The sequence below is a fragment of the Citrobacter sp. Ce104 genome (assembly GCF_030334595.1).
Classification (GTDB): Bacteria; Pseudomonadota; Gammaproteobacteria; order Enterobacterales; family Enterobacteriaceae; genus Citrobacter; species Citrobacter europaeus.
The window spans coordinates 151,053-176,846 of sequence record NZ_JAOWDP010000064.1; the positions used below are offsets into that span (position 1 = coordinate 151,053).

Below are 25,794 nucleotides of genomic sequence, written 5' to 3' on the forward strand. Positions count from 1 at the left end.
CGGGCTGCCCCAAAGGGGCGAGCGAAGCGAGTCAATCCCCGCCTCACCGCCATATATTAAGAAGAGCTCGTACGCAAGTACGGGCTTTTTTTTCGCATGTTGCATTTGCCGGATTCGGCGCTTCGCTTAACAAACCTACAAATGACGAACAGCCTGTAGGCCTGATAAGCGAAGCGCCATCAGGCAAGTTAGTTTTGTCGGCTGAGAAGCGTTAATACTTCGTAGTGCGCGGTGTGTGGAAACATATCGAAAAGCTGGACTCGTTCAATGCGATATCCAGACAACTCGCGAATATCCTTCGCCATGGTTTGGGCATTACAGCTGGAATAAACGATAAAACGCGGCGCCATGCGGGAAAGAAAATCACACAGCGGCTTACCAATTCCCCGACGCGGCGGATTCACCAGCACCAGGTCAGGCACTTCGCCCTGGGCGGTAGCAAACTGGGTCGAATCCAGCGCCTGAAAATGCAGATTCTGCAGCCCAAGCTCCTGCGCAGACTGTTTCGCACAGGCAATCGCCTCTGGTGCAATTTCAATCCCCGTCAGTTTCATCTGCGGTGTGGCGCAGTGCAGACCAAAGCCCCCGACGCCGCAAAACAGATCCCACATATGATTAACCGGAAGCTGACGCACCCAATCGCGCGCCGTGGCGTATAAATGCCCCGCCACCACCGGGTTGGTCTGGAAAAAGCTCTGCGGGCGGATCCACAACGGCACATCGTTAAAGCGTTCCGCCAGCGCCTGTTGTTCCGTCAGGAAGATTTCACTCTCCCCTTCCATAATCGCCATATGCACAGGCTGAATATTGGCGGTGATCACTTTTAACTGCGGCAGCTGTGCCTGTAACCATGGCAGCGCCGCGCGCAGTTGGGCCAGTTTTGCCTCGGAACGCAGGACAAAACGCAGCATCATGCCGCCATCGAACCGGCTTTCCGTTAACAGCAGATACTTCAGCTCCCCGCGTTTACGCGCCACGTTATAGGGCGTTAACCCCGCACGGGCGATAAACGGTTTGAGCGCGGCAAATACGGGCGCAAAAGACGCAGGATAGAGCGGACAGTCGCACAAATCCTCCGGCGTACCGTCACGATGCAGCATCCCCAGCAGCGGTTTTTCCACGCTGCCGCTGACCACCATTTTGGCTTTATTACGAAAAGCGCTTTCCGGGCCGCTGACCGGCGCGCACCATTCTCCGACCGGATAATCAGCCAGTAGATTCTGCAGATCGGCTGTTTTTGAGAGGAGTTGATCGACGACTGGCTGTGTTATCCACTGACAGGAGCGACAGCGTTCGGCGTCATAAAGTGCGCACTGCATACAAAAACCTACAAATTAACAGGGGGCCAAGATTATATACCCGTCATACTTCAAGTTACAGGTGCGTTGGCTGTGCTCACTCACCCCAGTCACTTACTTATGTAAGCTCCTGGGGATTCATTCTCTTGCCGCCTTCCTGTAACTCGAATTATTTAGGGTATTAACGTTATTGCAAACGGAAGAACCGTCTGCTGGACGCAGGAACAAACAGCAGTAGTAACACCAGCAAATCCGGCAATTTTTGCATCACCAGCGTATGCAGGATTTCACGCCTGGACTCCCCCGCAATACTGAACAGTTCCGGGTATCCGTAGCCCAACGAAGCCGCCCACAGATAGACGCTAGCGATAATCTGGGTCAGCAGATAGATCCAGCGCGCCCAGTTTCGTCCTTTGACCAGCGAAAATGCGCAGTAAATTTCGACAAACAGCAGCACCAGGCTACCCAGAAACACCAGCGTCAAATTCCAGGTCTGTACGCTGCGATGGATAAATTCGCTGGTTCCGCGAAACCCGAGCGTATTAAAAATCATCAACAGATCGAGACAGCGGATCATAATAATAGCCAGCGCCGCCACCTGCACCAAAGCAGGGACGTTTAAACGGGCATGTGATGTGGATGATTTCTTAAAAAATCCCAACGCGTCGTCTTCCATGAAAACGGCGCAGCCACCACAGCTGCGCCGTATAGACAGGTTGGCAGATTTTAGTTTTTTCAGCCACGTCTTGCACGTTGGATATCGCGAATCCGTTGTTTTTCTGTTCGCGCCATCAGATACCACGCGATAAATCCGATAATTCCTACCACGCCAAGTATCAGCGTCGCCAGCGCGTTGATCTCCGGATTAACCCCCATACGTACGCTGGAGAACACCAGCATCGGTAACGTTGTGGCGCCAGGACCAGAGACAAAGCTGGCAATAACCAGGTCATCGAGCGACAGCGTAAAGGCCAGCAGCCACCCGGAGATCACCGCCGGCATAATCATCGGCAGCGTGATGACGAAAAAGACCTTCAGCGGCGTGGCACCAAGGTCCATTGCCGCTTCTTCAATGGAGTGATCCAGTTCGCGCAAACGTGAAGAGATGACCACCGCGACATAGGCCGTGCAGAAGGTGACGTGCGCCAGCCAGATGGTCAACATACCGCGATCCGCAGGCCAGCCGATGGCGTGCGCCAGTGCCACAAACAGCAGCAGCAGCGACAAACCGGTAATGACATCTGGCATAACCAGCGGCGCGGTGATCATAAAGGCGAAACCATTCGAACCACGAAAACGACCAAAGCGCACCATGACCACGGCGGCTATGGTACCGAGGATTGCCGCCATCGTTGCAGCGCCCGCGGCAATCGTTAAGCTCATGCCGACGGCGCTTATCATCGCGCTATCGTGGAAAAGCTCACCATACCAACGGGTTGACCAACCCGCCCATACCGTCACCAGCTTCGAGCTGTTAAACGAATAGATGACCAACATCAGCATCGGCGCGTACAGGAAGGTAAAGCCCAGCACCAGGATAAAAATACGCCACGGCGAGCGAACGACCGGTAAGTTATTCATCCGTGTTCCCCCACGCTTTTTTGCTGATATTTGTGGAACCACATGATCGGCACAATCAGTAGCAACAACATAATAATGGCGACGGCAGAAGCCACCGGCCAGTCGCGGTTATTGAAAAACTCCTGCCAAAGTACACGGCCAATCATAATGCTGTCCGGGCCACCCAGCAGTTCCGGGATCACAAACTCCCCAACAGCCGGAATAAACACCAGCATTGACCCTGCGATAATCCCGCCCTTGGTCAACGGCACGATCACGCTAAAGAAGGTTTTCAACGGCCGGGCGCCTAAATCAAGCGCCGCTTCCACCAGCGAGTAATCAATACGCGTCAGCGCGGTATAAATCGGCAGCACCATAAAGGGCAAATAGGCGTAAACAATACCGATATAAACCGCCAGATTGGTATGCAGGATCGTCAACGGCTGGTCGATAACACCCAGCCACATCAGGAAGTTGTTCAACACGCCGTTATTTTTCAGGATCCCCATCCAGGCGTAAACACGAATCAAAAACGACGTCCAGGACGGCAGGATCACCAGCAGCAACAGAATATTGCGCGTCGAGGGCTTGCTGTGCGCGACCGCCCATGCCAGCGGATACCCCAGCAGCAGGCAACAGACAGTCGAAACTCCCGCCACCTGCAACGATTGCAGGTACGCATCAAAATAGAGCGGATCGTCCGTCAGTTGCAGGAAATTTCCTAAGTTGAGCGTGATGGCGAGCTGACCATCAGCCCATGAAACGAGGTCGGTATACGGTGGAATAGCGCGCGCCATTTCAGCCAAACTGATTTTGAAGACGATCAGAAACGGCAGCAGGAACAGGAGCAATAGCCACACATACGGCAGCGCGATCACCAGCTTGCGCCCGTGCTTCATTTGCAGCCGCGACATAAACAGCGTGAATCGCCCCGCTTTATCCACGCGTGCCGGAGGTTCAAGTGTACTCATCTTCGCTCCTTAAACCGTCAACACCACACAACTGTCCGCATCCCAACATAAACGGACTTCGTCACCCCAGGTTGGTAATCCTTTACGATAACGATGTTCATTTTGTAGCTGAGCGCTCAGCATTTGGCCACTTTTCAAACGTACGTGGTACACCGACAAATCACCCAGGTAGGCAATGTGCACCACTTCGCCTACCGCGAAGTTATATCCCTCTGGCGGAGGAGCTTCGCAGAGCATAATTTTTTCCGGGCGCAGCGCAACATACACCGGGACGTTATCGACAACAGAAGCATCGGCGTCAACTTTCAGTGGATGCACCAGACCTGGAGACTCAATAACCAGACCATCTTCCTGCCGTTCTTTCAGCAGCCCCTCAAAGACGTTAACCGAACCGATAAACTCTGCGCTGTAACGCGTGGTCGGATGCTCGTAGATCTCTTCCGGTTCGCCGATCTGGACAAATTTGCCACGGTTCATGATCGCAATGCGCCCCGCCATCGTCATGGCTTCTTCCTGATCGTGCGTCACCATTACGCAGGTCACGCCGACGCGTTCAAGAATATCCACCACTTCCAGTTGCATGCGGTCACGGAGCTTTTTATCCAGCGCTCCCATCGGTTCATCCAACAGCAGCAGCTTCGGCCTTTTCGCCAGGCTACGCGCCAACGCCACACGCTGGCGTTGACCGCCAGAAAGCTGATGCGGTTTACGTTTGGCAAACTCCTGCATATGCACCAGGCCCAGCATCTCATTCACCCGGCTGGCGATTTCAGCCTTCGGCAGTTTGTCCTGCTTGAGGCCAAAGGCAATGTTTTGCTCTACCGTCATATGCGGAAACAAGGCATAGGATTGAAACATCATATTAATCGGACGTAGATAAGGCGGAACATGCGCTAAATCGACGCCATCAAGCATAATTTGCCCGGTTGTCGGCTGTTCAAATCCCGCCAGCATTCGCAGCAGGGTCGATTTGCCACAGCCGGACGCGCCGAGCAGAGCAAATATTTCACCTTTGTAGATAGTAAGATTGACGTCATCAACGGCGTGCTGACCGTCAAATGACTTGGTCAGATTGCGAATTTCAAGCAGCGGGGTCAGCGCCTTGCGGATTTTCGCTTGTGGGCGTGGGGTTGCATCATTCACTCAGGTGCTCTCCGGCATAAAACAAAGAAACGGTGCAAATAACGCACCACGGTGGTGCGTATTGCCGGGTTTTGTGTGTCCGGGATCGATACTGCCCGGCAGGCGTAAATCCTGCCGGGTCACGTCCCGTACATCAGGTTATTTTCCGCTTTTTACCTTCGTCCAGGCGCGAGTACGGACACGATCGATCTTCGGATCCTGAACTTTCAGCGTGAACAGCTTGGCGCGAACATCCGCAGGCGGGTAAATGCCCGGGTTGTCACGAACTTCCTGGCTGACCAGTGCTGTCGCTTCTTTGTTGGCATTGGCATAGAACACGTGGTCGGAAATATGCGCAATCACATCAGGGCGCAGCAGGTAGTTAAGGAACTGATAGGCTTCATCTTTGTTTTTCGCATCGGCTGGCATCGCGAACACGTCAAAGAACGCCATTGCACCTTCTTTAGGAATGGAGAATGAGATATTGACGCCATTTTTCGCTTCTTTCGCACGGTTTGCTGCCTGCCATACGTCCCCGGCCCAGCCGATCGCGACGCAGGTATCACCGTTTGCCAGGTCGTTGATGTACTGCGAGGAGTGGAAATAGCGAATATTCGGACGCAGTTTTAGCAGCAGATCCGTTGCCGGCCCGGTGTAATCATCCGCTTTGGTACTGTTTGGGTCTTTACCCAAATAGTTCAGCACCGTGGCGAACACCTCTTCGGGAGCATCAAGGAAAGAGACGCCGCAGCTTTTGAGTTTTTCCAGATTTTCTGGCTTAAGGATCAAATCCCAGCTATCAACCGGCGCATCCGGCCCCAGCACCGCTTTGACTTTATCCACGTTATAGCCAATTCCGGTCGTGGCCCACATGTACGGCATCGCAAACTTGTTGTCCGGATCGTGTTTACCCACCAGCTTTAGCAGTTCAGGATCGAGGTTTTTCCAGCCCGGCAATTTGCTCTTATCCAGAGGCTGAAAGACGCCTGCAGTCAGTTGACGCTCAAGGAAACTGGCGGATGGAACAACAAGGTCAAAGCCGGTACTGCCAGCCATGAGCTTACCTTCCAGCACTTCATTGGAATCAAATACGTCATAGATAACCTTAATTCCGGTCTCTTTTTCAAAATTAGCCACCGTATCCGGGGCAATATAATCAGACCAGTTATAAATATGCAGCGTTTTTTGTTCAGCAGCGAGCGTACCGGCAGAGATAGCCATCAGAGTGCCCGCAACCAGGCCTGATAACCATTTTTTATTTAAGGCGGTCATAATCTCTTTCCTTCTGAAAGTTCGTTAACAAACGAACAAAAATGTCACACTCTAATCATATGCAAGAAACGTGCATATTCTTTCATGCGGCACCAATGAAAAGAGAGGCCTCTCCTCACGCCGCTATTGCTCGCTGGCATCCGCCTATGCATTCAACATACATTGTGGCCGCAGGTCAGGTCACAAGGGGCTGTTTAAATGATGGCGTTGGTAAGCTTCGCAAGAATAACTTTAGCCAGGAATTGTGGATATAGCCCAGATTAAAAAACGTCTTTTATCAATTTTTTATGCAAGAATTGTCTATGACATAAAGCGGAATGCGCTGAAACGAGGTGAATAATTCTTTAATGAAAGGTTAAACGCAGAATAAAAACGGGCAATACGCAACCGCTCTGGCAGCGGCTGCGCAATATATGTCCAGATTCAGGAAGAATTAATGGAGGAAATGAACTTCAGCGCTGCTGTTTTGCGCATCTTCTTCAGCGTTAAATAACAGCTGATGCGCACCGGCTTCGAGGATCACCATCGATATTTGCTCTTCACTCTGGCGAACAAAATATTCAAACTGCTCAAACGTCACGCCTGGCGTAACGGATAAAGACTGGCAAACCACCAGCTTTGGCAGATTATCATCCTGCATATCCAGAAAGGCTTTCACCGTCAGTGAACTGGCATTAATCGCAGACAGGTCGGCGGCCAGTGGCAGCAGTGCAGAAGGTCTGACTTCCGCCATCGCGGAAAACAGAATGACGTTATCGACCAAATCAACTTTTGCATCAAAGATGCCGTCAAAATTCTGCATATGCGGCAAATGCAGCGCCTGACAGGTATCGCATTCAAAAAAACTCATGCCCAGGTCGTCGAGCCATTGACGCAACGTATCCAGAGTGGGAACGACCAGTGATGTCATAATAATGTGCGACCTCTATTGATGAAAAAAATACCGGCACAGCTTACGCAAAAAGATCGTGTCATACCACGATCGAAATCGATATTGTGCTTAGCCGCCGATTTTAAGGCAAAATTCAGGCGTAGCGTGACGCTCGATCCACTGGATCATCTTGCCTGCAATATCTATTCCGGTGGTTTTCTCCACCCCTTCAAGTCCGGGAGACGCGTTGACTTCCATAACCAGCGGCCCACGTTCAGCGCGCAGAATATCAACGCCTGCAACGTCCAGGCCCATTGTCTGAGCGGCTTTGAGCGCAATTTCTCTTTCGCGCGGCGTAATGTTCGCAATCGTGGCAACCCCGCCGCGATGGAGATTAGAACGAAAATCGCCCTCTTTCGCCCGGCGCTCAATGGCCGCCACCACCTCGTCACCTACCACGAAACAGCGAATATCTCGCCCTTTCGCTTCTTTGATATATTCCTGAACCAGAATATGGGCATTCAACCCACGAAAGGCATCCACCACGCTTTCTGCGGCCTGGCGCGTTTCCGCCAGTACCACGCCAATCCCCTGCGTGCCTTCAACCAGCTTCACCACCAGCGGCGCGCCGCCAACCATATCAATCATATCGCTGGTATCGTCCGGAGAGTGGGCGATACCGGTGATGGGTAAATCGATGCCCTGACGCGCCAGCAGCTGCAGCGAACGCAGCTTGTCGCGCGCCCGCGTAATCGCTACTGATTCATTCAGCGGATAGCTACCCAGCATCTCAAACTGGCGCAACGCCGCCGTACCGTAAAAGGTAATCGCTGAACCAATCCTTGGGATCACCGCGTCGAAATGGGGAAGCTGCCGGCCCTTGTAATGAATAGAGGACGCCGCCGGGCTAATGTTCATATAGCAAGAAAGGGGATCGATAATTTCTACCAGGTGACCGCGATGCATCGCCGCTTCACGCAGGCGTTTACAAGAATAGAGCGTTCCGTCCCGGGATAAAATGGCAATTTTCACCCTGCACCTCTCTGAATGACCTGGTAAAAGCTGGCGTATCATACACTGGGTTAAAATCTTTAGCGCGTGGCCCATCCCTGTTTATGCAAATATTCCAGGATAAAGGGGCGACTTTCTTTAATGATGGTACGGCGAATATGGTCGCTCCAGGTGTCACGGCGCGTATTACTGCCTCGGGTCAGATAATACTGCGCGAGCTGCTCATCATATTGCGACAAAGCCTCTTTATTGAGCGGCTGATACTGGTTTTCGTGCACCACAAGCGATGCGGGCAGACGCGGCTTGATATCCGGGTTATCGGCAGGCCAGCCGAGACACAGCCCAAACAGCGGCAGAACGTGTTGCGGAAGCTTCAGCAGTTCGGTGACTGGCTCAATGTTGTTACGCAGGCCGCCAATAAACACGCCGCCAAGCCCCAAAGACTCTGCAGCTGTTAGCGCGTTTTGCGCCATCATCGCGGTATCAACCACGCCCAGCAGCAGCTGTTCCGCCAACCCAAGTTGCGCGTCAGGGCAAATCTGCAAATGGCGATTAAAATCAGCGCAAAATACCCAGAATTCAGCGGCCTGCGCCACATGTTTTTGTCCACCGGATAAAGTAGCCAGTGATTCACGCAGGGCTTTATCCGTTATGCGAACAATCGTCGTGCACTGTAAAAAACTGGAACTTGATGTACCCTGAGCGGCGGCAATTATCGCCTCTCGCTGCGCATCCGAAATGGTATCATCGGTGAAATGGCGAATGGAACGATGGCTACGAAGTAGATCAATGGTTGGCGTCATCTCTTTTTTCTCTGTCTGAACGGGAAGAATCGCCGGGGGCTCGTGACATCAGCTGCGGCGCAAGCCGTTGAGCAATACGCCACGTTAACACCACCGCAGCGGGGAGCATCAGCAGCACACCCAGAAATATCATCACCACGCAGGCTAACGGACTGCTAAGCGGCGCGGGTAAAGAGAGGTAATCGTTAAGCGATAGCAACGCCAGCGATAACAAAACCATCCCTATGATTTCCAGCATCAATACGCTTTTGGGTAATGTACCAATTGTGCGCATAAGCGGCCTCCCGGCAAAATGGCTTTCATTATAAAACGTTCCGGCTTGTCGTGTTTAACAGTTATAGCTTGAGGATATCAAAGCAACAGGCTGAACCTGCTTTTCATCCGTCACAAATCGCGGCATCATAAACAGTATTGCCATCCGGCCTGATAAGTTCGAGGAGAGAGAGATGTTTGCCGTTATTTTTGGTCGTCCAGGGTGCCCGTATTGCGTGCGCGCAAAAGAATTAGCAGAAAAATTAAGCAATGAGCATGACGATTTTAACTTCCGCTACATTGATATCCATGCCGAAGGTATTACGAAAGCCGATCTGGAAAAGACGGTAGGTAAGCCAGTCGAAACCGTTCCGCAGATTTTTGTTGATCAAAAACACATCGGCGGCTGCACGGATTTTGAAGCGTGGGCAAAAGAGAACATGAATCTGTTCGCCTGATAGCTGTTTCTACGCCCTCCGCTGGAGGGCGTCATCAGTTCTTTTTCCGTCGTTGATGCTGATTGAACAGGCTACTGATAAACAAAAAACATAATGCGCCAAGCGCGCACCAAAACACCGCACTAAACAACCACGCCAGCTCTTGCCACAATGAACGCGTCGGCATAAAAACGAACCGCATCAGTAACAGACAGCACGGCGCCGCCAACATGGCACCAAGAAGGGGTTTGAGCACCTCCCGACGATGGGAGAAAAAACTTGCTGCAGCACCAGGCAGGATAAAAAACAACAATCCGACCTCAGGATGCCCTGCCGCCCTGAATGCCCCTTTCACGTTCAGCGTTAATGAAAGACACACCACAATAAAGAGCACAAAGCAGCAGACCGCACCCGCCCAACTTTGCTTATGTTTCAATCGTTCCTCCTGACACATTCTCTATCGAACACTCTTTTCGCCCGCAGGCGTCCAGTCAGATAAAGTAACCTGGCATTCCATGCCAAAAACACACTCACACGATTCTTATAGCCGTTGATACGTAATGAGATTAAACTAGCCGCATATATTGTTACGCTGCATTATTCGGGGCTGTGTACGAAGCTGTCGCCCCCTTAATTTCTGGCAAAAACATTAGCGTAAATTGCCATTTCTTTCAATAGCTTACTAGTAAACAAGAAGTTAGTCTCCGTGAATATAAACGTCGCAGATTTGTTAAATGGGAATTACATCCTGTTATTATTTGTGGTCCTGGCACTGGGCCTGTGTCTGGGTAAATTACGCCTGGGTTCAGTCCAACTCGGTAATTCCATTGGCGTTTTAGTGGTGTCCCTATTATTAGGTCAGCAGCACTTTAGTATTAACACTGACGCATTAAATCTCGGCTTTATGCTGTTTATTTTTTGTGTCGGCGTCGAAGCCGGCCCCAACTTTTTTTCGATTTTTTTTCGCGATGGGAAAAATTATCTAATGCTTGCTCTGGTGATGGTCGGTAGCGCAATGCTGATCGCCCTGGGGCTGGGTAAGCTGTTTGGCTGGGACATCGGCCTGACGGCGGGTATGCTGGCTGGCTCGATGACCTCCACGCCGGTGCTGGTCGGCGCAGGTGACACCTTGCGCCATTCGGGAATGTCGGGAACATCGCTTTCAACCGCCCTTGATAACCTGAGCCTCGGCTACGCCCTCACCTATTTGATTGGTCTGGTCAGTCTGATTGTTGGTGCGCGTTACTTGCCAAAACTTCAGCATCAGGACCTGCAAACCAGCGCCCAACAAATCGCACGTGAACGGGGTCTGGACACAGACGCCAACCGCAAAGTATATCTGCCGGTGATCCGCGCCTATCGCGTTGGTCCGGAGCTGGTGGCATGGGCCGATGGCAAAAATCTGCGCGAACTGGGTATCTATCGCCAGACCGGTTGTTATATTGAACGCATCCGTCGCAACGGCATCCTGGCCAACCCGGATGGCGACGCGGTACTGCAAATGGGCGATGAAATAGCCCTGGTGGGTTATCCGGACGCACATGCCCGCCTCGACCCCAGCTTCCGTAATGGGAAAGAGGTGTTCGATCGCGATCTGCTCGATATGCGCATCGTCACTGAAGAAATTGTGGTGAAAAACCACAATGCCGTTGGCCGTCGCCTGGCCCAGTTGAAATTGACCGACCACGGCTGTTTCCTCAACCGCGTGATCCGTAGCCAGATTGAAATGCCTATCGATGACAACGTCGTGCTTAATAAAGGTGATGTGCTACAGGTCAGTGGGGATGCCCGCCGCGTAAAAACCATTGCCGACCGTATCGGCTTCATTTCCATTCACAGTCAGGTGACCGATCTCCTGGCCTTCTGCGCCTTCTTTATCATCGGTCTGATGATCGGGATGATCACCTTCCAGTTCAGTAATTTCAGCTTCGGCATCGGGAATGCGGCTGGACTGCTGTTCGCCGGGATCATGCTGGGCTTCCTGCGTGCCAACCACCCAACGTTTGGCTATATCCCGCAGGGGGCGTTGAACATGGTCAAAGAGTTTGGCCTGATGGTATTTATGGCAGGCGTCGGTTTAAGCGCGGGCAGCGGCATTGGCAATGGCCTTGGCGTTGTCGGTGGTCAAATGCTGATTGCCGGTCTGGTGGTCAGCCTGGTGCCGGTTGTCATCTGTTTCTTGTTCGGTGCTTACGTATTACGTATGAACCGCGCCCTGCTGTTTGGCGCCATGATGGGCGCGCGTACCTGCGCTCCGGCAATGGAAATCATCAGCGACACGGCTCGCAGTAACATCCCCGCATTAGGCTATGCCGGGACCTACGCGATTGCCAACGTTCTGCTGACATTAGCGGGGACACTCATCGTCATTGTCTGGCCTGGCCTTGGTTAGCGCTGAGATTTACCCTTTAACGAAAATTTTTTGCAGGTAAGCAGAACTTTTCTTCAAGGCGTCAGTCATAACTATTGCCACTGCTTTTCTTTGATGTCCCCAATTTGTGGAGCCCATCAACCCCGCCGTTTTGGTTCAAGGTTGATGGGTTTTTTGTTGTCTGAAATTTACAACCAGAAAAATCAATAATTTATACCACCACATTCTCATGTTTGGCGACAAAGTGGCGGCAGCGATTTCGGTTTATCGCATCCACCTTCCTGAATCAGACCATATCGGTTACAACTTCAACAGCTTCGCTTGTTCAGGATTCACGGTTTCGACGTAGTTTCTAACACCTATTTTATGTGGCTCATAATCACTCGCGTAGAAATCTATGAGAAAGTCACTCATTTTCTGTGGGGTAACTTTCATCCCCCCCCTGCCCAAACTCAGGTTGAACACTTTAATTAGTATTGATGGTGCTTGAGTTTTAACCAGATTGGGCTGATAGCCCGATTTATCCATTGCAACTAGAATTTCGTCGTAAACATTTTGCAACTGAACCAAATCATTTGAAGATATGATCACATCATCCATGTACACACTGAGTTTCACATTGGGATGCTTGTTTAAGCGACGCAGTAGACTACCCAAATGACTCTTATCCAAACAAAGGGTAGCAAGCATAGGAGACTGGACAAAACCAAAAGGGAGGACGTGCTTATGGGGACTATTAGACAGGTTTCTCACAGTTGAAATTTTTGAAATTTCTCTAGCCTGAGGATAGGTAAAGTAGGCTTTTAAATCACGGGTGACTCGGCTGCGACTAGTTGACTGAAAAAACTGTTTAATATCTATAACAGCAAGAAAATCACTTTTAAGGTGTAATCTAGCTGCTTTAAGATGCCCGCCGGTTCTTAAATGATAAAAATATAGTGGCGGAATCCACTTGTTTCTGATGGCTTGAAGTATGCGTTCCCCAACTTCACTTGCCTCAGCAGTTGGGACATAGACCCAAACCCCAGGCTTTATCTCAAACTTGTGTTCCCATCTTTGAACTTCTATTTCCATGGTGTAAACAATCGTAGTTGAAGACCATGTTAAGAACGGTGTAAACCGTACCAACTAACACTACAAATGCAGTTGCGCATTTGAGCATAGCGGTAATAAGTTCTACACGCGCCTTAACTAAGCCAAGTTCGTTGATTTCCATAACTTGTTACTCCGTAGAATCCTGACGTCTCTTAGCGCAAGCGCATGGCCTAACTAAATAATAAAACTTCAACAATTTGTAAGCCCAGTAAGCCCAGCAAATCGGCGTCCAGGATGCCCAGCATATCGGCATTCGGTACGCTAGTCGCAAAGCGACAAACTCCACTTCTACGGATAGGGGACATATCCCCGCTAACGTCAGGCAGATATAATTTAACGCTAATCATCTAAAATGAATAGTTTTTGATATCTCCAGAGGCCAAATCAGCTGACTAAATTTTTCAAAGTCTTCATGACCTCTCTATCAAAAAAAGGAAGTCTGGCCAGATTCTGAGGGATGAGGAGGTGCAGAGCTGATTTTTTGTGGGCGGCACACTGACCGAACAAACGTTTCATGGGTTACGAAGGTATGCCCACATTCGATGTTAGTGCACTGGTTGTAGCGTTCTTTGGTTTCATTGGAAACCTGGAAGCTGCTTCGGGTATGTGCAGCCTGCCCGCACATAGGACAATTCATCATAATAATCAGCCCTCATTATTAACCAGTTCTCAATAATGATACATCAATGTTCGCAATTTGGAACTAATCATTCAATGTCGAACTCATCTATTTTCACTTCAAGCTCCATGCTGGTCGTAAATCCATTATCCGGGCTGACAGAATGCGTCAGGGTGGTAATGGTCCATTCTGCATCATCGATTGGCTGCTTAATCCCCGTCACCTTCACCGGCATTTCCGTATAGAGATCAGCCCGCCCCTCAGCGAGCTGCAGGGAAAATGAAGCAACCCCACGCTGCAGACGTTCCCACTGCATTTTTGCTGCGCGCTCTGCATTGCTCCGGTTGGCGTAAGTACGATTAAGAACCAGCACGTTTTCATCCGTTCCCACCAGATAATCGCCCTGTTTTGCTTCCGGCTCTTTGGGTTTGGTGGTTTTCTTTCGACGACGCTTAACACTGGTTGTCTCTTTTTTCCTGGGTTCACGCGTATGCAACCAGCTGGCAATAACACCGGTATAGGCACCACGATCAGCAAGGGTGAACCGATGACCGTCACCGGCTTTGCGCGTGATGGTGATAACCGGCAGCGGCTTGCCGCTCGCCGTTCTTCCCTGTCCCTGCCGGATAAACAGCAGATTCCCGTCCTTAACGGAAGCAATCGCCCCATACTGTCTCGCCAGTTTCATCAGAAAACTTGCATCGCTTTCATTGGTCTGGTCCAGATGATCCAGCGCCTTATCCGTCAGGTCTTTACCCAGCGCCATTTTGAGGTTATGCCGGGCGGCTATTTCCTTTACCACCTCCCCTACCGTTGTCTGATGCCATGATTTTTCGCGCCGTGTATTGAGGGTTTCACGGAAATCTGCGCTTCGCGCCCGGATGGTCAGCCGGTCAGGGGCACCGCAGTGTTCGATTTCATCCACGGTAAAAGCCCCTTTAGGAAAAAGCGGCTGGCCTTTCCAGCCCAGCGCCAGCTGAATCACTGCCCCACGTCGCGGCAGGGCGATCAGCCCGTCGGCGTCGTCCAGCTCCAGATCAAGCTGGTCCGCTTCAAACCCCCGGTTATCCGTCAGCGTCAGACTCATAAGGCGGGTATCCAGCACGGTCGTCACGTCCTTACCTTCAATGACGATACTGAATGCGGGGCTTTTGCTGTTCAGATTCAGGAGATCAGAATTAACGTTCACTGAAGCAATCCTCCAGCCGTGTTTTTAATCCCCCCAATCGCAGACGCTGCAGAGTCCTGCAGGTTACTGAGCTGGTCACTCAGACTCCCGAACATGTCAGACAGCGACTCATCAACCCGTTTGAGGGTGATCGTAAACTCAATGCGCCTGGGCATGCCGCTGGTAAAAAACTCCGTCTTTGTCTGGCTCAGACTTTCAATAACAAACATGCCGTAAATGGTTCCGCTACCTTCAATCAAAGGCCAGGCTTTGCCCTGCTCTGCCATCAACTCCAGCGCCAGCAATGACAGCCTGCCTCCGGTCACTTCCGGCAGCAGGACCCCGGACAGTGTCAGTGAATCATTATCCGGGCCAAGAAACTGCGTTGACGGGCGGCGGTTCACCCGGCTGTTGGCTGCATGTCGCCAGCTGCGCTGATACTGCAGTTCCTGATAAGGGACAGTGCGCAACATAAATACATATAAACCCAGCACCATCATCATGATTCATATCCCCCCTGATCGCTGAAATTGCTGCGCGCTTTTGCCCTCGCCCTGCGTTCCCGCTCGTCAAGCTGGCGTGCCACTTCACGGGCAATATCCTGCGCACTCTGCCCCGGCTGCGCGACGATATGAATGGGCGCATTTATCTCATAACGAATAACCGACGGCGGGCTGTCTGCCTTAACAGGCTGTGTCTGGTATGCACTCGCAGGCAGACTGAAGGGATGAAGCGGAGCCGCTTCTGCAGGTGTCGCAGCTACCCCCATCACGCCAGCAACGACAGAGGCAAGCGCAGCAGTACGCCGCCTGCTGGTGACATTTGCTGGTCCGTTCACAATTTCAGGGCCATTTTCTCCAACAATGCCAAACTGCCCGCTTGGAATGATCCCGCCCGTGTCATACATCCCCGCGTAAGCCGGGAACCCGCCGGGCGGCAGCAACACTTTGCCGTCACTGTTCACCGTGGCGGGCTGCTGCTGCGTAACCTGCGCGGGCAGTTTCGCCTTTGCCGCCTCCTTACTGACAATACCGAGCTTTTCCAGCAGCCACGACACACCGGATTTAAGTGATTCCAGCGGGTGCATCACCATATTCAGACCTTCAGCCAGCGCCTCACCAAACCGGCGCCCCATTGCAGCTGCGCTGTTCAGTTCTTCGGAAGTGGATTTAACCGGCGTGAGTAAATCACTGAACCAGCCCCACAATGCCTGCACCCTGTCACCAATCCACTGAAACACGGGTCTGAGCGGCTCAAAGGCGGCGCTGATGGGTGCTGCAGCGGCTTTGAACCCTTCCACCACGCCCCCCAGAAATGCACCGATGGGCTGCCAGTATTTCCACACAACCAGCGCCACACCAGCCAGCGCAGCCACAACCAGCCCTATCGGACTGAGCAGCGCGCCCAGCAGGCCAGAAATGCCAAACAGCGCGCCGCGAAGTAATGCCAGCGGACCAGAAACAAGAAAACGCAATACGCCACCGGCAGCTGTCAGCCCACCCCGCAACACCGCCAGCGGGTTCATCACCATACCGATAACACCACGGATGCCTGACATACCGGCACGGAACATGGCAAGCGGCGCACCTGCCACCGTTTTCAGTGCATTACCCGCTATTCCGGCTGAGCGACGCAGAGAATTAAACGGGGCACTCAGCAACCCGACACTGCCACCGGATGACGCCATCCCCCTACGCAACAGAGAAAGTGGCGCACCTGCCAGCCATGACAGGGCACTGCCAGTACGTGTTACTGCTGCAGCAACGGAAGGTAATGTTTTTACACCCAGCACAGACAGGCCAAACCGGATCACCGCAACCGGCCCCAGCACAGCAGCCACCGCCACGGCAAGTGTACCCAGCCCGACAGTGATCACCGCCGTAGCCGCCGCCAATTTCATCAGCGTGCCAGCCAGCACGGGATTCTGCTCCACCCAGCGACGCAGCGCCCCAGTCACATCCTTAACCATGCCCATAATATCCATCAGCGGCTGACGCAACGTTTCCCCCAGGCTGCTGAAAGCGTTCTGCGCGCCCGTCTTAACCAGCAACCACTGCGCAGACAATGAATCCTTGTTAATGTCGGATTCTTTCTGCATGGAGCCATTAGCACCACTGCCTGATGTGAGTTTCAGCTGACGCTGTAGCTCCGGCAGGTTGTTAGCCAGCTTTGCCGCATCATCGCCAAACTCTTTACCAAAAATCATTGTCATGGCTGACAGGCGCTTGTCCTGCGGCAGATTGTTGACCTTCTCCAGAACCCGCTGAATGGTGCCCATGGCATCGGTGGTCATCTGCTTTTCAATCTCCGCAGGATTGAGTTTCAGCAGGTTCATACCTTCAAAGAAGCGCTTGCTTTGCATGGTGGCAATGGACAGCTCACGCACCATGGCATTAGAGGCGCTGGCGGCAATTTCCGGGGCAGCCCCAAGAGAAAGGAATGTTGAACCCAACGCAGCAGCCTTTCGGAAGTCAAGGCGGTCAGCCACGCCCCCCATACGCTGCAGGACGTTGATAATGTCCCCACCCTTTGACATGGCGTTATCGTCCAGGTAGTTCAGCGCATCGCCCAGTTGTTCAATATTGCGCGTCGGCACTTTATAGAGCTGCGCGATTTTCCCCAATCCTTCCGCCAGCTCATCGGCGGGCAGCTCAAAGGCCGTTGCAGCTTTTGCCGCCGTGGATGCAAAGGCCAGCAGGTCACGTTTCTGGTCCTCAAAGGGATCGTCCTGGTTGGTCACGCCCATACGCGCGCCCCCTTCAACCAGCGCGGCATAATCTATAGCGCCATTCTCCATCGGCAGTTGTTCACTGGCGGCCTTGATGGCATCCTGCATGTCATAAAACTGTTTTGTACGGTTGCCGTTATCGTCCCGCAGCCCGTTTACCTGCTTTGCCACGCCTTTCATGGCATCTTCCATGCTGGCGTAGCTTTTCACTGCAACCATAACCGGCGCACCCATTGCCAGCCCGGCAGCCGTAGTGGTGGCTCCGGCTCCGGCTATGCGATCCCGAACCTCAAGACGGCGCGAATACTGATCACGAACCGCATTCATTCTCGCCTGCTGTTCACCCAGGCGTTTCAGGGATTTTTGCTGTCGCTCCAGTGCCAGTCGGGTTTCATCGGCGTTCTGCCGTAGCTCACGCTGTGCGCTGCTCAGTTTCTTTGTATCAAGCCCTGCCTCATTCAGCGCAAGGCGCTGACGCTGCACTGACTGACGCAGCCCGTTATATTTTCCCTGTAAATCGGTGACGCGATTTTTAGCCTGCTCAAGCAGTCTGGCCTGTGCTGCCGTCGGGCGGTTGGTCGCAGTAAACTGCGTGGCGAGTTTTGCCGCTTCTTCGCGGGCGGCTTTAAGGCTGTTACCTGTGACTGCCAGTTGCGCGCTGGCCTTACGGAAGCCATCAATTCTGCCCGCCTGAGAATCTAACTCTTTCAGCCGGGCGCGGCTTTGCTGAATAGCGGCAGCCAGCTCTTTTGAGCTGGCCTGCGCGGATCGAAATGGGCGGGTGAGCTTGTCAACCGCATTCAGAATCACCTGCAGACGCAGGTTATTGTCACTCATCGCTGGCCCCGCTTCTCTGAATCGCTTTGTGCCGCCACTCCAGCACCTCAGTCAGCGGCATAACGTCAGTGATGGACGGCGACCAGTGAAAGATGGTGGCGATATCCGCCACCAGGTCATCAATCGTCAGGCTGTCGGTAAACCGGCAAGCACCGACTTCTTCAACAAAAAAGTCACCACCTCGACCGACAGCGCGGTGAGATCGGCGGGGTCCAGTTCAGCCATTTCCTGTGCGGTCAGCGTTGGGGTGGAAATACGCGGGATCACTGTCATCATGGCCCCCACGTCCATATCCATAATGGCCTGCAGGCGGGTGCCGCGCAGCGCACCGGACTGCGGCTTACGCAGCACAATTTCGGTGATTTGGGTTTTACCGCGCATGACTGGCGTATCCAGTTGTACGGTTTTTTCAGTCAGCTTGTCGCTCATGTTCGTTTCCTGTTAATCAGATACTGCCGCGGATCACCGCGCCGTTAAGTTAAATCAGAGGCCAAGGGCGTTACGGTGTGCTTCCATCAGGTCCACGCCGTCAACGATTTCAATCATGTTGACCAGATCAACCTCATAGAGCACTTCGCCGTTAATGGTCAGCTTCGCGTAGCTGTTGGTGCTGCTGACTTTGGTGGTGCTGCTCTCGCCGGTTTTCCACTCGCCGGAATCCACTTCTTTATGACGCCCGCGCACAACCAGCTCAATGGCCTGCACTTCGCCGGTATCGTCACGCTGAATGGAGCCGGTGAAACGCAGCTGGATGCCGTCAACGGTTGCCTTGCCCATCTGCTTGAATAACAACAGTTCGGTGCCGCCGATTGAAAATTCCGTGTCCAGTGCGCCGTCATCCAGCCCCATATCCACATCCACCGCGCCCGGCATACCGCCGCCGCGATACTTCTCAAACTTGCGGGTGAATTTCGGCAGAGTCAGGGACTCAACGATCCCCTGCCAGTTGTTCCCGTCGTTGAACAGGTTCAGGTGTTTTAACTTGCGTGGTAATGCCATGTATCCCCCTTATGCACTGACACGGCTGGCAAAATCGACCAGGTAGCGATCGGTGATGCGCTGGCGCAGCATCAGATTTTCAAGCGGCGGCACAGGCGTGTAGTCGTAGTCGATGGTGAGTTTCCCGTCTTTCAGGGAGTCTTTATCGTTCACTGACTCATCCAGCCAGCAGTCCGCCCCGATGAGGTATCCCTGATTCACCAGGCTGCGTAATTTGGCGCGGATACCTTCGATAATGTCGCGGGCCAGTGACGGATTCAGTGGCTTATCCACCGCCCACATATGCCCCTCTGCAATCGTGTCAGCCAGTACCTGCGCCGTGCGGGTGTAGCTCTCAAACGCAAACAAGGGATCGTCACTGAGGCAGCGGGAACCCCAGAAGCGGAAGCCGTCTTTGCAGATCAACGTGGTGACGTCGTTCTGGTTCAGCAGCCCCGCGTCCGTTGCCGGGTCCTGCAGATCCCAGAATACATCAGCGGAAAGACCGGTGACGCCATTCACACCCACGTTGGACAGGGTTTTGTGCCATCCGGTCTGTTCGTCTATTTTGGCGCGCAGACCGAGCGCACGGGCGGTAGCAAAAGCCGTTGCATCGGCTTTCAGAACGGTGTCAAAGTTGATGAAATCAGGCCAGATCAGCATCCCCTCGCGCTGGCTGAAATTGTCCCGGTAAGCAATGGCTTCTTCCACCGTCTTGCAGCCATAGGCGGACAGATAAGCAAAACCGCGCAGACTCTGCGCCACACTCATCAGCTCAGTGGCTACCGCCTGTGTGTCATGCCCCGGCACACCGAGAATGCGCGGCTTAACTTTCAGCTGCGACTGCGCAGAAAGCAGCGCTTTCATACCCGTTTTTTTACCGTCGGACGTGACACCACCGATAATATTGGAGGTGGTTTCCGCTTCGGTTTCGCCCTGCGCCACACGCACAACAACCGTCACGGGTTTTGACTGGTCGGCAATCGCATCCAGCGAACGGGCCAGCGTGCCGGACTCGCCTGCTTTACCGCTGGCCTCCAGCACATCCGTCAGCAGAACTGGCTTATTGAGAGGGAACACGGACGCATCAGCATCATCGCCGGTACAGACCATACCCACGATAGCAGTGCTTACCGTGGTGAGGGAGCGGGTGCCGTCGTTGACTTCAACAACGCGCACCCCGTGGTGGTAATCCTGAGCCATAAGGCATTATCTCCGGTTGACAGGGATGCCTTATGTTCAGTCTTAGATGTATGCTTAGCACGTACGATGCATTGTACTGGTTATGACACAATGTAAACGAGAAAAAAAAGAACTTGCTGGATTTGATTTAAGTTTATTGCTTACTCAAGCATCTGACTTAAACCAACTTAAGAAACCCCCAACAAAAATAGAACTGTGATATATCATCAACAAATTCAAAGATGGAATGTTAGAGAAAATTCGGATAATATTGCAAAATCAATATTTGAGTCCTAAGTAACTTAATAAAGCAAGCTCGGTGATCTGATGGAATGCATAGAAAAAGACTTGTCAAAAGGCATTAATTTTACTCGTTCAACAGCTTGCATTTTGGTTGTTATTCTACACATTGCCGGTTATGGTTTTTACGAAAATGGTGAAAACTGGCAAACCGCTAATATTATTGACTCTTTTACTAGAGTATGCGTACCTCTTTTCATAATGATTACGGGTACCCTTCTTATACAACAGAAATCAGTTAAACCTATTCGTCGCATTATCAAAATAGTATATTGTTTATTATTTTGGTCTATTTTTTATACATTCGCAGACGACCTACAATTTAATAATATTATTGACTGGTGTCTAACAATCGCTAAAGCACCAATAAAATATCACCTATGGTATTTATATGCCTGCATTGGTTTCTACTTAACACTCCCGGTACTGAGTGCATTTTATTGTAACTCTCATCTAAAATATTCCTTGGCATATATAGCAATATGGTTTTTCTTGTCAATACTCTCTATTTTAGATAAAGTTCTTAATTTAAATGTCGATTTATTCATAAATAACTATCAATTATCGACCTTCATAAACCTGACAGGTTACCTTCTTCTTGGCAAAGTAATTGCGCGAGCATCCATTCCTTATGGCAACAAATTAATCACAACTATTTCCCTATTAATATTCATTTCATCTAGTTTAATAACCGCATGGATAACATCATACTGGAGTGAGTACAATCAAAAACCAAATGCGTTATTTTACTCCAACCTTTCACCCTTGGTGATAATTGCATCCGCTTCATTATTCTTTTTTTTACTGAACATATCCAAAACGATTAAAGATTCAAATATAATTATATCTTTTATTCCTAAGTATACATTAGGGATATATTGCATTCACATATTCATCCTTGAAGCATTCATAAAATTTTCATTTAAAAATCAAGATATGAATTTATCATTCTTTAGCACCATATTTATTGCAGTGTTGATTTTTCTTACCAGCCTTGTAGTAACTTTTATTTTAAAGAAAATCCCAATACTGGATAAAGTATTATGAGCTAAGCAAAACATGCCACATCGCACCAGTTGATGCAAACTGGTGCGATAATTACATACAATTATTTACGGTTGATTTGGCCAACTGATGTCTGTAACGGTAGAGATTTCCATCCTCATCAATGTAATCCTATATTCTTTCCATAATTTTAATGCTGAAACTTCTTCCTCCGTTGCAATATCCATATCAAAAGCATCTTGTCTCCATGCAATCTCCGCATTGGCCTTATTCAGAAGAAATTGCTTCTGATTTGCAATCTGATTAAGTTGTTGTTCATCAGTTACTGAAACCCCATCAACAAGAATTGGCTTTCCATTATTATCCGCCTGAATAAAACGCCCCTTGCCCTGACCTTCAATTAGTTCTTGGTATAATTCATCAGCAATAGGAATTGCGTTTTCTGGAACATCATTACTCTCACTATTATATAAACCTAATGGAACGGCAGTGAAATATTTCATTTAATATCCTATTGCTAACCAAGCCCATGAAGATGGAGAAACTGGTGATGGATTGATTGCCATAGTCTGGCCAATCCATTCACACTGAAATTTTGTTGGAATGCCCAAACGCACTCGTGAATTATCTGTAACTGACGAGGCATAATCTATAGCTAAGACAATGAGGCACTCGTGATTAAACGCCTCTGGAAAAACTATCACACCACTGGACGAGTTACTTTGTATCTGTTGCATTTGAATAACATATTCCCCAGCAACACCATCAATAAATCCAGGAATACGGATCAGTTTACTCGTACCATTGATTGCATTTCTCAAACCAAGATATTGAAGAACGCCGACTACATCTACTTTACTCAACATAGGGCGAACAAAATCACTCAGGTCTGCCAAAGCTGCTGTTTTTTCAGCAGTGAAATATGGAAACTTTCCTTTAGCCGGTTTCAGCTCCGCCAGCGCGGTCAGGGTATCGCTTTTCTGCTGCCGGGTTTCAATGAGGTTATCGACATAGCCACGCGTTGCCAGCACGACAGATGGATCGATTTTCAGCGTGATGTTATCGGTGCTGCTGGTAATCAGTACCATACGCACGGTCTGTGTGCGTCCGCTGCCCTCCGCCAGCTTCGGCTTGTAGCTCTCCGGGCAGTTACCCACAGCAATCAGCGCACCGGTTTCATCAAACAGGCCGACTTCACGAATCCACCACCCGCCCTCATTTTCCGGGATCACCTGCTCAGCAATAATCTGGCTGCTGTTCTGCGGGTCGATATACAGCATATTCAGCGCTGCGCGGCGTTCCTCAGCCACTAACGCGGTCTGTTGCGCGTTGGGTGTGGGCAGCACACCACCACCGCTACCCACCGCCATATGGGTAATTTTCAACGGGACACCGAGCGCGGCGGCGCTTGCCAGTTTCGCCGCGCCGATATCCGTCAGCAGGGTGTAAAATTTTGCGCTCATGGGTTCACTCTCATCGTGTCAATAACATGGACCGCCCCGCCCTCATAAGCGGTGCCGCCGGAAATAATGGTTTCGTTGATATGGGGGTAGATCGTGATTTCTTCGCCGGTGTAGGTGGCTGCACCCACAAAATACGGGCCGCCTGTCTGCAGGTTGATGGACATACCAACCAGATGACGGCTGCATGGTTTGGCGTCACCGATCAGGCGCTCCAGTTCCAGATAGGTTTCTTCTGTTATGCCCTGGTCCTGCACGCCAATATCCAGACGGAACGTCCCCGGCGTTTCGCCGGTCTGCCACCACTCAATGATGCGGATCAGAAAGCCAAACGGCTCCACCACGCGCTGCACGGCGCTGGTTGTCCCCTTGTGCTGATGGATATAAAAAGCGTCCTGCACAACGCGGCGCTTGACGCTTTCTGTCCAGCTCTCATCCCAGCGGTCAACAGAAAACGACCAGGCCAGATAAGGCAGGAATCTGATCGGACAGGTTGCCGGGTTCCACAAATCACGCAGCGATACCTGCAGATCGGAAATCCCGCTGCAGGTCTGCGCCATTCGACGCTCAAGCGGCGACGAACCCGGCGGCAGCAGACTATTCATCCGTGCCCCCGTTGGTAACGCTCCATTCTGTACAGGATGCCGCCTGCGTCTTATCCAGCACCACATCATCCAGCGGGGACGACAGTTCCACACGCTGGACGCCCTCCACATGCAACGCGGCATAAATGGCGCTGCGGCGGATATCACATCCAAGCCGCGTCTGACTGGCGATGTATTTCTGCAGACTGACTTTTGCTTCTGCCATCACCGGCTCAGCCTCCGGCCCCGGATAAAGGAAGATCGTTGCGTCCACGCTGTACGGAATAATTTCTGCGCTGCGCACCGTCAGGCGGTCTGCCACCGGGCGAACCTTTTCACTGTTAAGCGCCTGCTCAACCACCGCCAGCAGGTCAGCCCCTGCCGTCCCGTCACCCTCGCGGCTCAGCACGGTAAGCACCACCTCTGCCGGTGCCGGACTGGTTGCGCTGGCATCCGCCACGCGCCCGTCGGCGCTTCTGGCGTGGAACTCATAGGCTCCCGTCGGCCCTGCAACGGATAGCCCCTCAAATGCTGCAGGAATGCGCTGGCGTAATGCTTCATCACTTTCCATCACTGCGGCGACCGGCGGCACCGCGTCATTATCGGCAGGGACTACCGTCAGGCGTTTCACGTTGCAGTTGCCTGCCAGTTGCTCAAGGTCATTTCCCATGGAATAGGCCACCATGACCGCCTGCGCAGCCTCATTAATTCGCTGACGCAGCAGGATTTCGCGGTAAGTATTTTCCTGCAGCAGTTTGGTGACAGGTTCTGACTCCAGCGCTAACGTGCGCATAACGGCCTCCTGTTCATCAGCCGGATGAAGGGCTACAAAGGCGGCCTTGCGTTCTGCCAGCAATGCCTCAAAGTCCGGCACGTCCACAATCTGCGGCGGCGGTAGTTGGGAAAGATCAATGACTGCCATTGTCTGCTCCTGTTGATACGGAAAGGGAAACTGGCGCGCCGTTATTGCTGTGTCCGGTAAGCTCAACCGCCATAGAGCCGTCAAAATTGCCGTTGATGGTGATGGAGTCCAGCGTAAGACGTGGCTCCCAGCGACTCAGGGCCACATAGACCGCAGCCATAATCTGCAGGCGCAGCGCCGGGTTCTGCGGCTGGTCAATCAGGGCAGACAGCAGGGAGCCATATTCCCGGCGGGCAAGACGGCTGCCCTGCGGCGTCAGCAGAATATCCCGCACCGACTGGCGCAGATGGTCGGTATCTGCAATGGCCTGCCCGTCATTCCTGCTCATACCGATATACAATGTCATACCGGACCTCCCGTGTTAGCACCGCCTTTCAGAACACCAGTATGCTCATGGTCATCAACAACGATCCCGTTGGAACTCATCGCGCCACCGCCCTGGGTGACGCCACCATTGATCACCACCTCGCTGTTAATGCGCGTGGTGTCAGCCTCCACCACAAACTCACCGGTTTTGTAGGTGACGCTGTCTGATGCCTCGATCACCATGGATTTGATGCCCCTGACATGCCATCGTCCGGTGGCGGGTTCATACTCAAACCATCCCCCGTCCGGGTACTCCGTCACGCAACCGTCCACCGAATCCGACGGCGGCGGAAACTGATTGGAGTAGATGGCGGGCAGCACAAAAGCTGTTTCCAGATTGCCCCCCATGCTCAGCACCACCACCTGCTCATCCGGCGACGGACACCACCATGTGCGGGCACCTCCGGCGCGCAACGTCAGCCAGTTAATCCAGTTGGTTTCAAGCTCGCCCACTTTCACCCGGCACAGCCAGTTTGCCCGGTCCACTTCGGTCACTATGCCGGTGCGGATCAGGTTGGTGATAAGGCGCATGATTTCTGTTAGTTGTGTGTTCATGGCAATAGGTTGCCATTAGTAGTGCGT

Annotated in this window: 28 protein-coding genes and 1 pseudogene; 3 read left to right on the top strand and 26 right to left on the bottom strand. The window is 51.9% G+C overall.

The annotated features are described in order from the left end of the window. Positions 1-188: 188 nt before the first annotated feature. The 10 genes from rlmC to OGW16_RS11375 form a co-directional block, all read right to left on the bottom strand. A complete protein-coding gene (rlmC, locus tag OGW16_RS11330; protein ID WP_043015736.1) occupies positions 189-1,319 on the bottom strand; it encodes a 23S rRNA (uracil(747)-C(5))-methyltransferase RlmC in 1,131 nt (376 codons plus the stop codon). Between the two features lie 166 nt (positions 1,320-1,485). After that, a complete protein-coding gene (locus tag OGW16_RS11335) occupies positions 1,486-1,974 on the bottom strand; it encodes a YbjO family protein (RefSeq protein WP_047412386.1) in 489 nt (162 codons plus the stop codon). A 59-nt stretch (positions 1,975-2,033) separates the two neighbouring features. After that, positions 2,034-2,879 (bottom strand): putrescine ABC transporter permease PotI, encoded by an 846-nt coding sequence (gene potI, locus OGW16_RS11340; protein ID WP_003831669.1) that lies wholly within the window; start codon positions 2,877-2,879, stop codon positions 2,034-2,036. Next, positions 2,876-3,829 (bottom strand): putrescine ABC transporter permease PotH, encoded by a 954-nt coding sequence (potH, locus tag OGW16_RS11345; RefSeq protein WP_286518452.1) that lies wholly within the window; start codon positions 3,827-3,829, stop codon positions 2,876-2,878. The genes potI and potH overlap by 4 nt, the downstream gene beginning before the upstream one ends. Before the next feature lie 9 nt (positions 3,830-3,838). Further along, entirely contained in the window at positions 3,839-4,972 is a 1,134-nt protein-coding gene (gene potG, locus OGW16_RS11350; RefSeq protein ID WP_043015733.1) for a putrescine ABC transporter ATP-binding subunit PotG, read from the bottom strand. 138 nt (positions 4,973-5,110) lie between these two features. Next, on the bottom strand, positions 5,111-6,223 hold the full coding sequence (gene potF / locus OGW16_RS11355; RefSeq protein ID WP_080625475.1) for a spermidine/putrescine ABC transporter substrate-binding protein PotF: 1,113 nt from the start codon (positions 6,221-6,223) through the stop codon (positions 5,111-5,113). Between the two features lie 433 nt (positions 6,224-6,656). After that, on the bottom strand, positions 6,657-7,133 hold the full coding sequence (locus OGW16_RS11360; protein WP_047412390.1) for a type III secretion system chaperone family protein: 477 nt from the start codon (positions 7,131-7,133) through the stop codon (positions 6,657-6,659). 90 nt (positions 7,134-7,223) lie between these two features. Further along, positions 7,224-8,126 carry a 30S ribosomal protein S6--L-glutamate ligase gene (gene rimK / locus OGW16_RS11365; RefSeq protein ID WP_043015730.1) on the bottom strand — a complete coding sequence of 301 codons (903 nt, stop codon included), beginning with the start codon at positions 8,124-8,126 and terminating at the stop codon, positions 7,224-7,226. A gap of 59 nt (positions 8,127-8,185) precedes the next feature. Further along, positions 8,186-8,908 carry a nitroreductase NfsA gene (gene nfsA, locus OGW16_RS11370; RefSeq protein WP_043015729.1) on the bottom strand — a complete coding sequence of 241 codons (723 nt, stop codon included), beginning with the start codon at positions 8,906-8,908 and terminating at the stop codon, positions 8,186-8,188. Further along, positions 8,892-9,182 (bottom strand): YbjC family protein, encoded by a 291-nt coding sequence (locus OGW16_RS11375; protein ID WP_080625477.1) that lies wholly within the window; start codon positions 9,180-9,182, stop codon positions 8,892-8,894. The genes nfsA and OGW16_RS11375 overlap by 17 nt, the downstream gene beginning before the upstream one ends. Positions 9,183-9,354: 172 nt before the next feature. Between OGW16_RS11375 and OGW16_RS11380 the strand changes: the two genes are divergently transcribed. Beyond that, positions 9,355-9,618, top strand: a complete 264-nt coding sequence (locus OGW16_RS11380; protein ID WP_016152408.1) for a GrxA family glutaredoxin — start codon at positions 9,355-9,357, stop codon at positions 9,616-9,618. Between the two features lie 34 nt (positions 9,619-9,652). Here OGW16_RS11380 and OGW16_RS11385 read toward each other — a convergent pair whose 3' ends face one another. Further along, the gene (locus OGW16_RS11385) at positions 9,653-10,033 is read right to left on the bottom strand and encodes an inner membrane protein YbjM (protein ID WP_043015727.1); all 381 of its coding nucleotides are present in this window, start codon (positions 10,031-10,033) and stop codon (positions 9,653-9,655) included. A gap of 270 nt (positions 10,034-10,303) precedes the next feature. Here OGW16_RS11385 and OGW16_RS11390 point away from each other — a divergent pair, with 270 nt between their 5' ends. Next, positions 10,304-11,989, top strand: a complete 1,686-nt coding sequence (locus OGW16_RS11390) for an aspartate:alanine antiporter (protein ID WP_043015726.1) — start codon at positions 10,304-10,306, stop codon at positions 11,987-11,989. Between the two features lie 279 nt (positions 11,990-12,268). Here OGW16_RS11390 and OGW16_RS11395 read toward each other — a convergent pair whose 3' ends face one another. The 9 genes from OGW16_RS11395 to OGW16_RS11435 form a co-directional block, all read right to left on the bottom strand. Next, positions 12,269-13,042, bottom strand: coding sequence for a reverse transcriptase domain-containing protein (locus OGW16_RS11395; protein ID WP_105179624.1), 774 nt, complete (start codon positions 13,040-13,042; stop codon positions 12,269-12,271). A gap of 445 nt (positions 13,043-13,487) precedes the next feature. Further along, complete coding sequence (locus OGW16_RS11400) at positions 13,488-13,703, bottom strand: ogr/Delta-like zinc finger family protein (protein WP_075262641.1); 216 nt, start codon at positions 13,701-13,703, stop codon at positions 13,488-13,490. 67 nt (positions 13,704-13,770) lie between these two features. Then, the gene (locus OGW16_RS11405; protein WP_080625479.1) at positions 13,771-14,871 is read right to left on the bottom strand and encodes a phage late control D family protein; all 1,101 of its coding nucleotides are present in this window, start codon (positions 14,869-14,871) and stop codon (positions 13,771-13,773) included. Then, the gene (locus OGW16_RS11410; protein WP_019077472.1) at positions 14,868-15,353 is read right to left on the bottom strand and encodes a phage tail protein; all 486 of its coding nucleotides are present in this window, start codon (positions 15,351-15,353) and stop codon (positions 14,868-14,870) included. Before OGW16_RS11410 ends, OGW16_RS11405 begins: the two co-directional genes overlap by 4 nt. Next, entirely contained in the window at positions 15,350-18,415 is a 3,066-nt protein-coding gene (locus OGW16_RS11415) for a phage tail tape measure protein (protein ID WP_286518458.1), read from the bottom strand. The genes OGW16_RS11410 and OGW16_RS11415 overlap by 4 nt, the downstream gene beginning before the upstream one ends. Continuing rightward, complete coding sequence (locus OGW16_RS11420; protein ID WP_001397628.1) at positions 18,408-18,527, bottom strand: GpE family phage tail protein; 120 nt, start codon at positions 18,525-18,527, stop codon at positions 18,408-18,410. The genes OGW16_RS11415 and OGW16_RS11420 overlap by 8 nt, the downstream gene beginning before the upstream one ends. A gap of 14 nt (positions 18,528-18,541) precedes the next feature. Beyond that, positions 18,542-18,844: a phage tail assembly protein gene (locus OGW16_RS11425; protein ID WP_019077474.1), complete on the bottom strand. Its 303-nt coding sequence runs from the start codon at positions 18,842-18,844 to the stop codon at positions 18,542-18,544. A gap of 54 nt (positions 18,845-18,898) precedes the next feature. After that, positions 18,899-19,414 (bottom strand): phage major tail tube protein, encoded by a 516-nt coding sequence (locus OGW16_RS11430; protein ID WP_016150797.1) that lies wholly within the window; start codon positions 19,412-19,414, stop codon positions 18,899-18,901. A gap of 9 nt (positions 19,415-19,423) precedes the next feature. Next, the gene (locus tag OGW16_RS11435; RefSeq protein ID WP_080625481.1) at positions 19,424-20,596 is read right to left on the bottom strand and encodes a phage tail sheath protein; all 1,173 of its coding nucleotides are present in this window, start codon (positions 20,594-20,596) and stop codon (positions 19,424-19,426) included. A gap of 306 nt (positions 20,597-20,902) precedes the next feature. Here OGW16_RS11435 and OGW16_RS11440 point away from each other — a divergent pair, with 306 nt between their 5' ends. Further along, entirely contained in the window at positions 20,903-21,922 is a 1,020-nt protein-coding gene (locus OGW16_RS11440; RefSeq protein ID WP_080625482.1) for an acyltransferase, read from the top strand. Between the two features lie 65 nt (positions 21,923-21,987). Here OGW16_RS11440 and OGW16_RS11445 read toward each other — a convergent pair whose 3' ends face one another. From OGW16_RS11445 to OGW16_RS11470, 6 genes and pseudogenes are all read right to left on the bottom strand, one after another. Next, positions 21,988-22,383 carry a tail fiber assembly protein gene (locus OGW16_RS11445; RefSeq protein ID WP_019077477.1) on the bottom strand — a complete coding sequence of 132 codons (396 nt, stop codon included), beginning with the start codon at positions 22,381-22,383 and terminating at the stop codon, positions 21,988-21,990. A 498-nt stretch (positions 22,384-22,881) separates the two neighbouring features. After that, positions 22,882-23,343 (bottom strand): annotated as a pseudogene (locus OGW16_RS11450) (phage tail protein); the annotation flags it as partial. Further along, the gene (locus OGW16_RS11455) at positions 23,340-23,945 is read right to left on the bottom strand and encodes a phage tail protein I (RefSeq protein WP_080625483.1); all 606 of its coding nucleotides are present in this window, start codon (positions 23,943-23,945) and stop codon (positions 23,340-23,342) included. The pseudogene OGW16_RS11450 and the gene OGW16_RS11455, both read right to left, overlap by 4 nt. After that, entirely contained in the window at positions 23,938-24,846 is a 909-nt protein-coding gene (locus tag OGW16_RS11460; protein WP_080625484.1) for a baseplate assembly protein, read from the bottom strand. The genes OGW16_RS11455 and OGW16_RS11460 overlap by 8 nt, the downstream gene beginning before the upstream one ends. Then, positions 24,833-25,192: a GPW/gp25 family protein gene (locus OGW16_RS11465; RefSeq protein ID WP_079894837.1), complete on the bottom strand. Its 360-nt coding sequence runs from the start codon at positions 25,190-25,192 to the stop codon at positions 24,833-24,835. The genes OGW16_RS11460 and OGW16_RS11465 overlap by 14 nt, the downstream gene beginning before the upstream one ends. Continuing rightward, complete coding sequence (locus OGW16_RS11470; protein ID WP_080625485.1) at positions 25,189-25,767, bottom strand: phage baseplate assembly protein V; 579 nt, start codon at positions 25,765-25,767, stop codon at positions 25,189-25,191. The genes OGW16_RS11465 and OGW16_RS11470 overlap by 4 nt, the downstream gene beginning before the upstream one ends. Positions 25,768-25,794 lie beyond the last annotated feature (27 nt).

Excerpts from the sequence above, each read along its gene's own strand:
- OGW16_RS11415 (WP_286518458.1), bottom strand. The coding sequence starts at position 18,415 with ATGAGTGACAATAACCTGCGTCTGCAGGTGATTCTGAATGCGGTTGAC.
- OGW16_RS11410 (WP_019077472.1), bottom strand. The coding sequence starts at position 15,353 with ATGATGATGGTGCTGGGTTTATATGTATTTATGTTGCGCACTGTCCCT.
- OGW16_RS11440 (WP_080625482.1), top strand. The coding sequence starts at position 20,903 with ATGGAATGCATAGAAAAAGACTTGTCAAAAGGCATTAATTTTACTCGT.
- OGW16_RS11445 (WP_019077477.1), bottom strand. The coding sequence starts at position 22,383 with ATGAAATATTTCACTGCCGTTCCATTAGGTTTATATAATAGTGAGAGT.
- OGW16_RS11360 (WP_047412390.1), bottom strand. The coding sequence starts at position 7,133 with ATGACATCACTGGTCGTTCCCACTCTGGATACGTTGCGTCAATGGCTC.
- OGW16_RS11470 (WP_080625485.1), bottom strand. The coding sequence starts at position 25,767 with ATGAACACACAACTAACAGAAATCATGCGCCTTATCACCAACCTGATC.
- rlmC (WP_043015736.1), bottom strand. The coding sequence starts at position 1,319 with ATGCAGTGCGCACTTTATGACGCCGAACGCTGTCGCTCCTGTCAGTGG.
- OGW16_RS11425 (WP_019077474.1), bottom strand. The coding sequence starts at position 18,844 with ATGAGCGACAAGCTGACTGAAAAAACCGTACAACTGGATACGCCAGTC.
- OGW16_RS11465 (WP_079894837.1), bottom strand. The coding sequence starts at position 25,192 with ATGACATTGTATATCGGTATGAGCAGGAATGACGGGCAGGCCATTGCA.
- OGW16_RS11395 (WP_105179624.1), bottom strand. The coding sequence starts at position 13,042 with ATGGAAATAGAAGTTCAAAGATGGGAACACAAGTTTGAGATAAAGCCT.
- OGW16_RS11400 (WP_075262641.1), bottom strand. The coding sequence starts at position 13,703 with ATGATGAATTGTCCTATGTGCGGGCAGGCTGCACATACCCGAAGCAGC.
- OGW16_RS11380 (WP_016152408.1), top strand. The coding sequence starts at position 9,355 with ATGTTTGCCGTTATTTTTGGTCGTCCAGGGTGCCCGTATTGCGTGCGC.
- OGW16_RS11335 (WP_047412386.1), bottom strand. The coding sequence starts at position 1,974 with ATGGAAGACGACGCGTTGGGATTTTTTAAGAAATCATCCACATCACAT.
- OGW16_RS11435 (WP_080625481.1), bottom strand. The coding sequence starts at position 20,596 with ATGGCTCAGGATTACCACCACGGGGTGCGCGTTGTTGAAGTCAACGAC.
- OGW16_RS11460 (WP_080625484.1), bottom strand. The coding sequence starts at position 24,846 with ATGGCAGTCATTGATCTTTCCCAACTACCGCCGCCGCAGATTGTGGAC.
- OGW16_RS11455 (WP_080625483.1), bottom strand. The coding sequence starts at position 23,945 with ATGAATAGTCTGCTGCCGCCGGGTTCGTCGCCGCTTGAGCGTCGAATG.
- potI (WP_003831669.1), bottom strand. The coding sequence starts at position 2,879 with ATGAATAACTTACCGGTCGTTCGCTCGCCGTGGCGTATTTTTATCCTG.
- OGW16_RS11375 (WP_080625477.1), bottom strand. The coding sequence starts at position 9,182 with ATGCGCACAATTGGTACATTACCCAAAAGCGTATTGATGCTGGAAATC.
- nfsA (WP_043015729.1), bottom strand. The coding sequence starts at position 8,908 with ATGACGCCAACCATTGATCTACTTCGTAGCCATCGTTCCATTCGCCAT.
- OGW16_RS11430 (WP_016150797.1), bottom strand. The coding sequence starts at position 19,414 with ATGGCATTACCACGCAAGTTAAAACACCTGAACCTGTTCAACGACGGG.
- potH (WP_286518452.1), bottom strand. The coding sequence starts at position 3,829 with ATGAGTACACTTGAACCTCCGGCACGCGTGGATAAAGCGGGGCGATTC.
- potF (WP_080625475.1), bottom strand. The coding sequence starts at position 6,223 with ATGACCGCCTTAAATAAAAAATGGTTATCAGGCCTGGTTGCGGGCACT.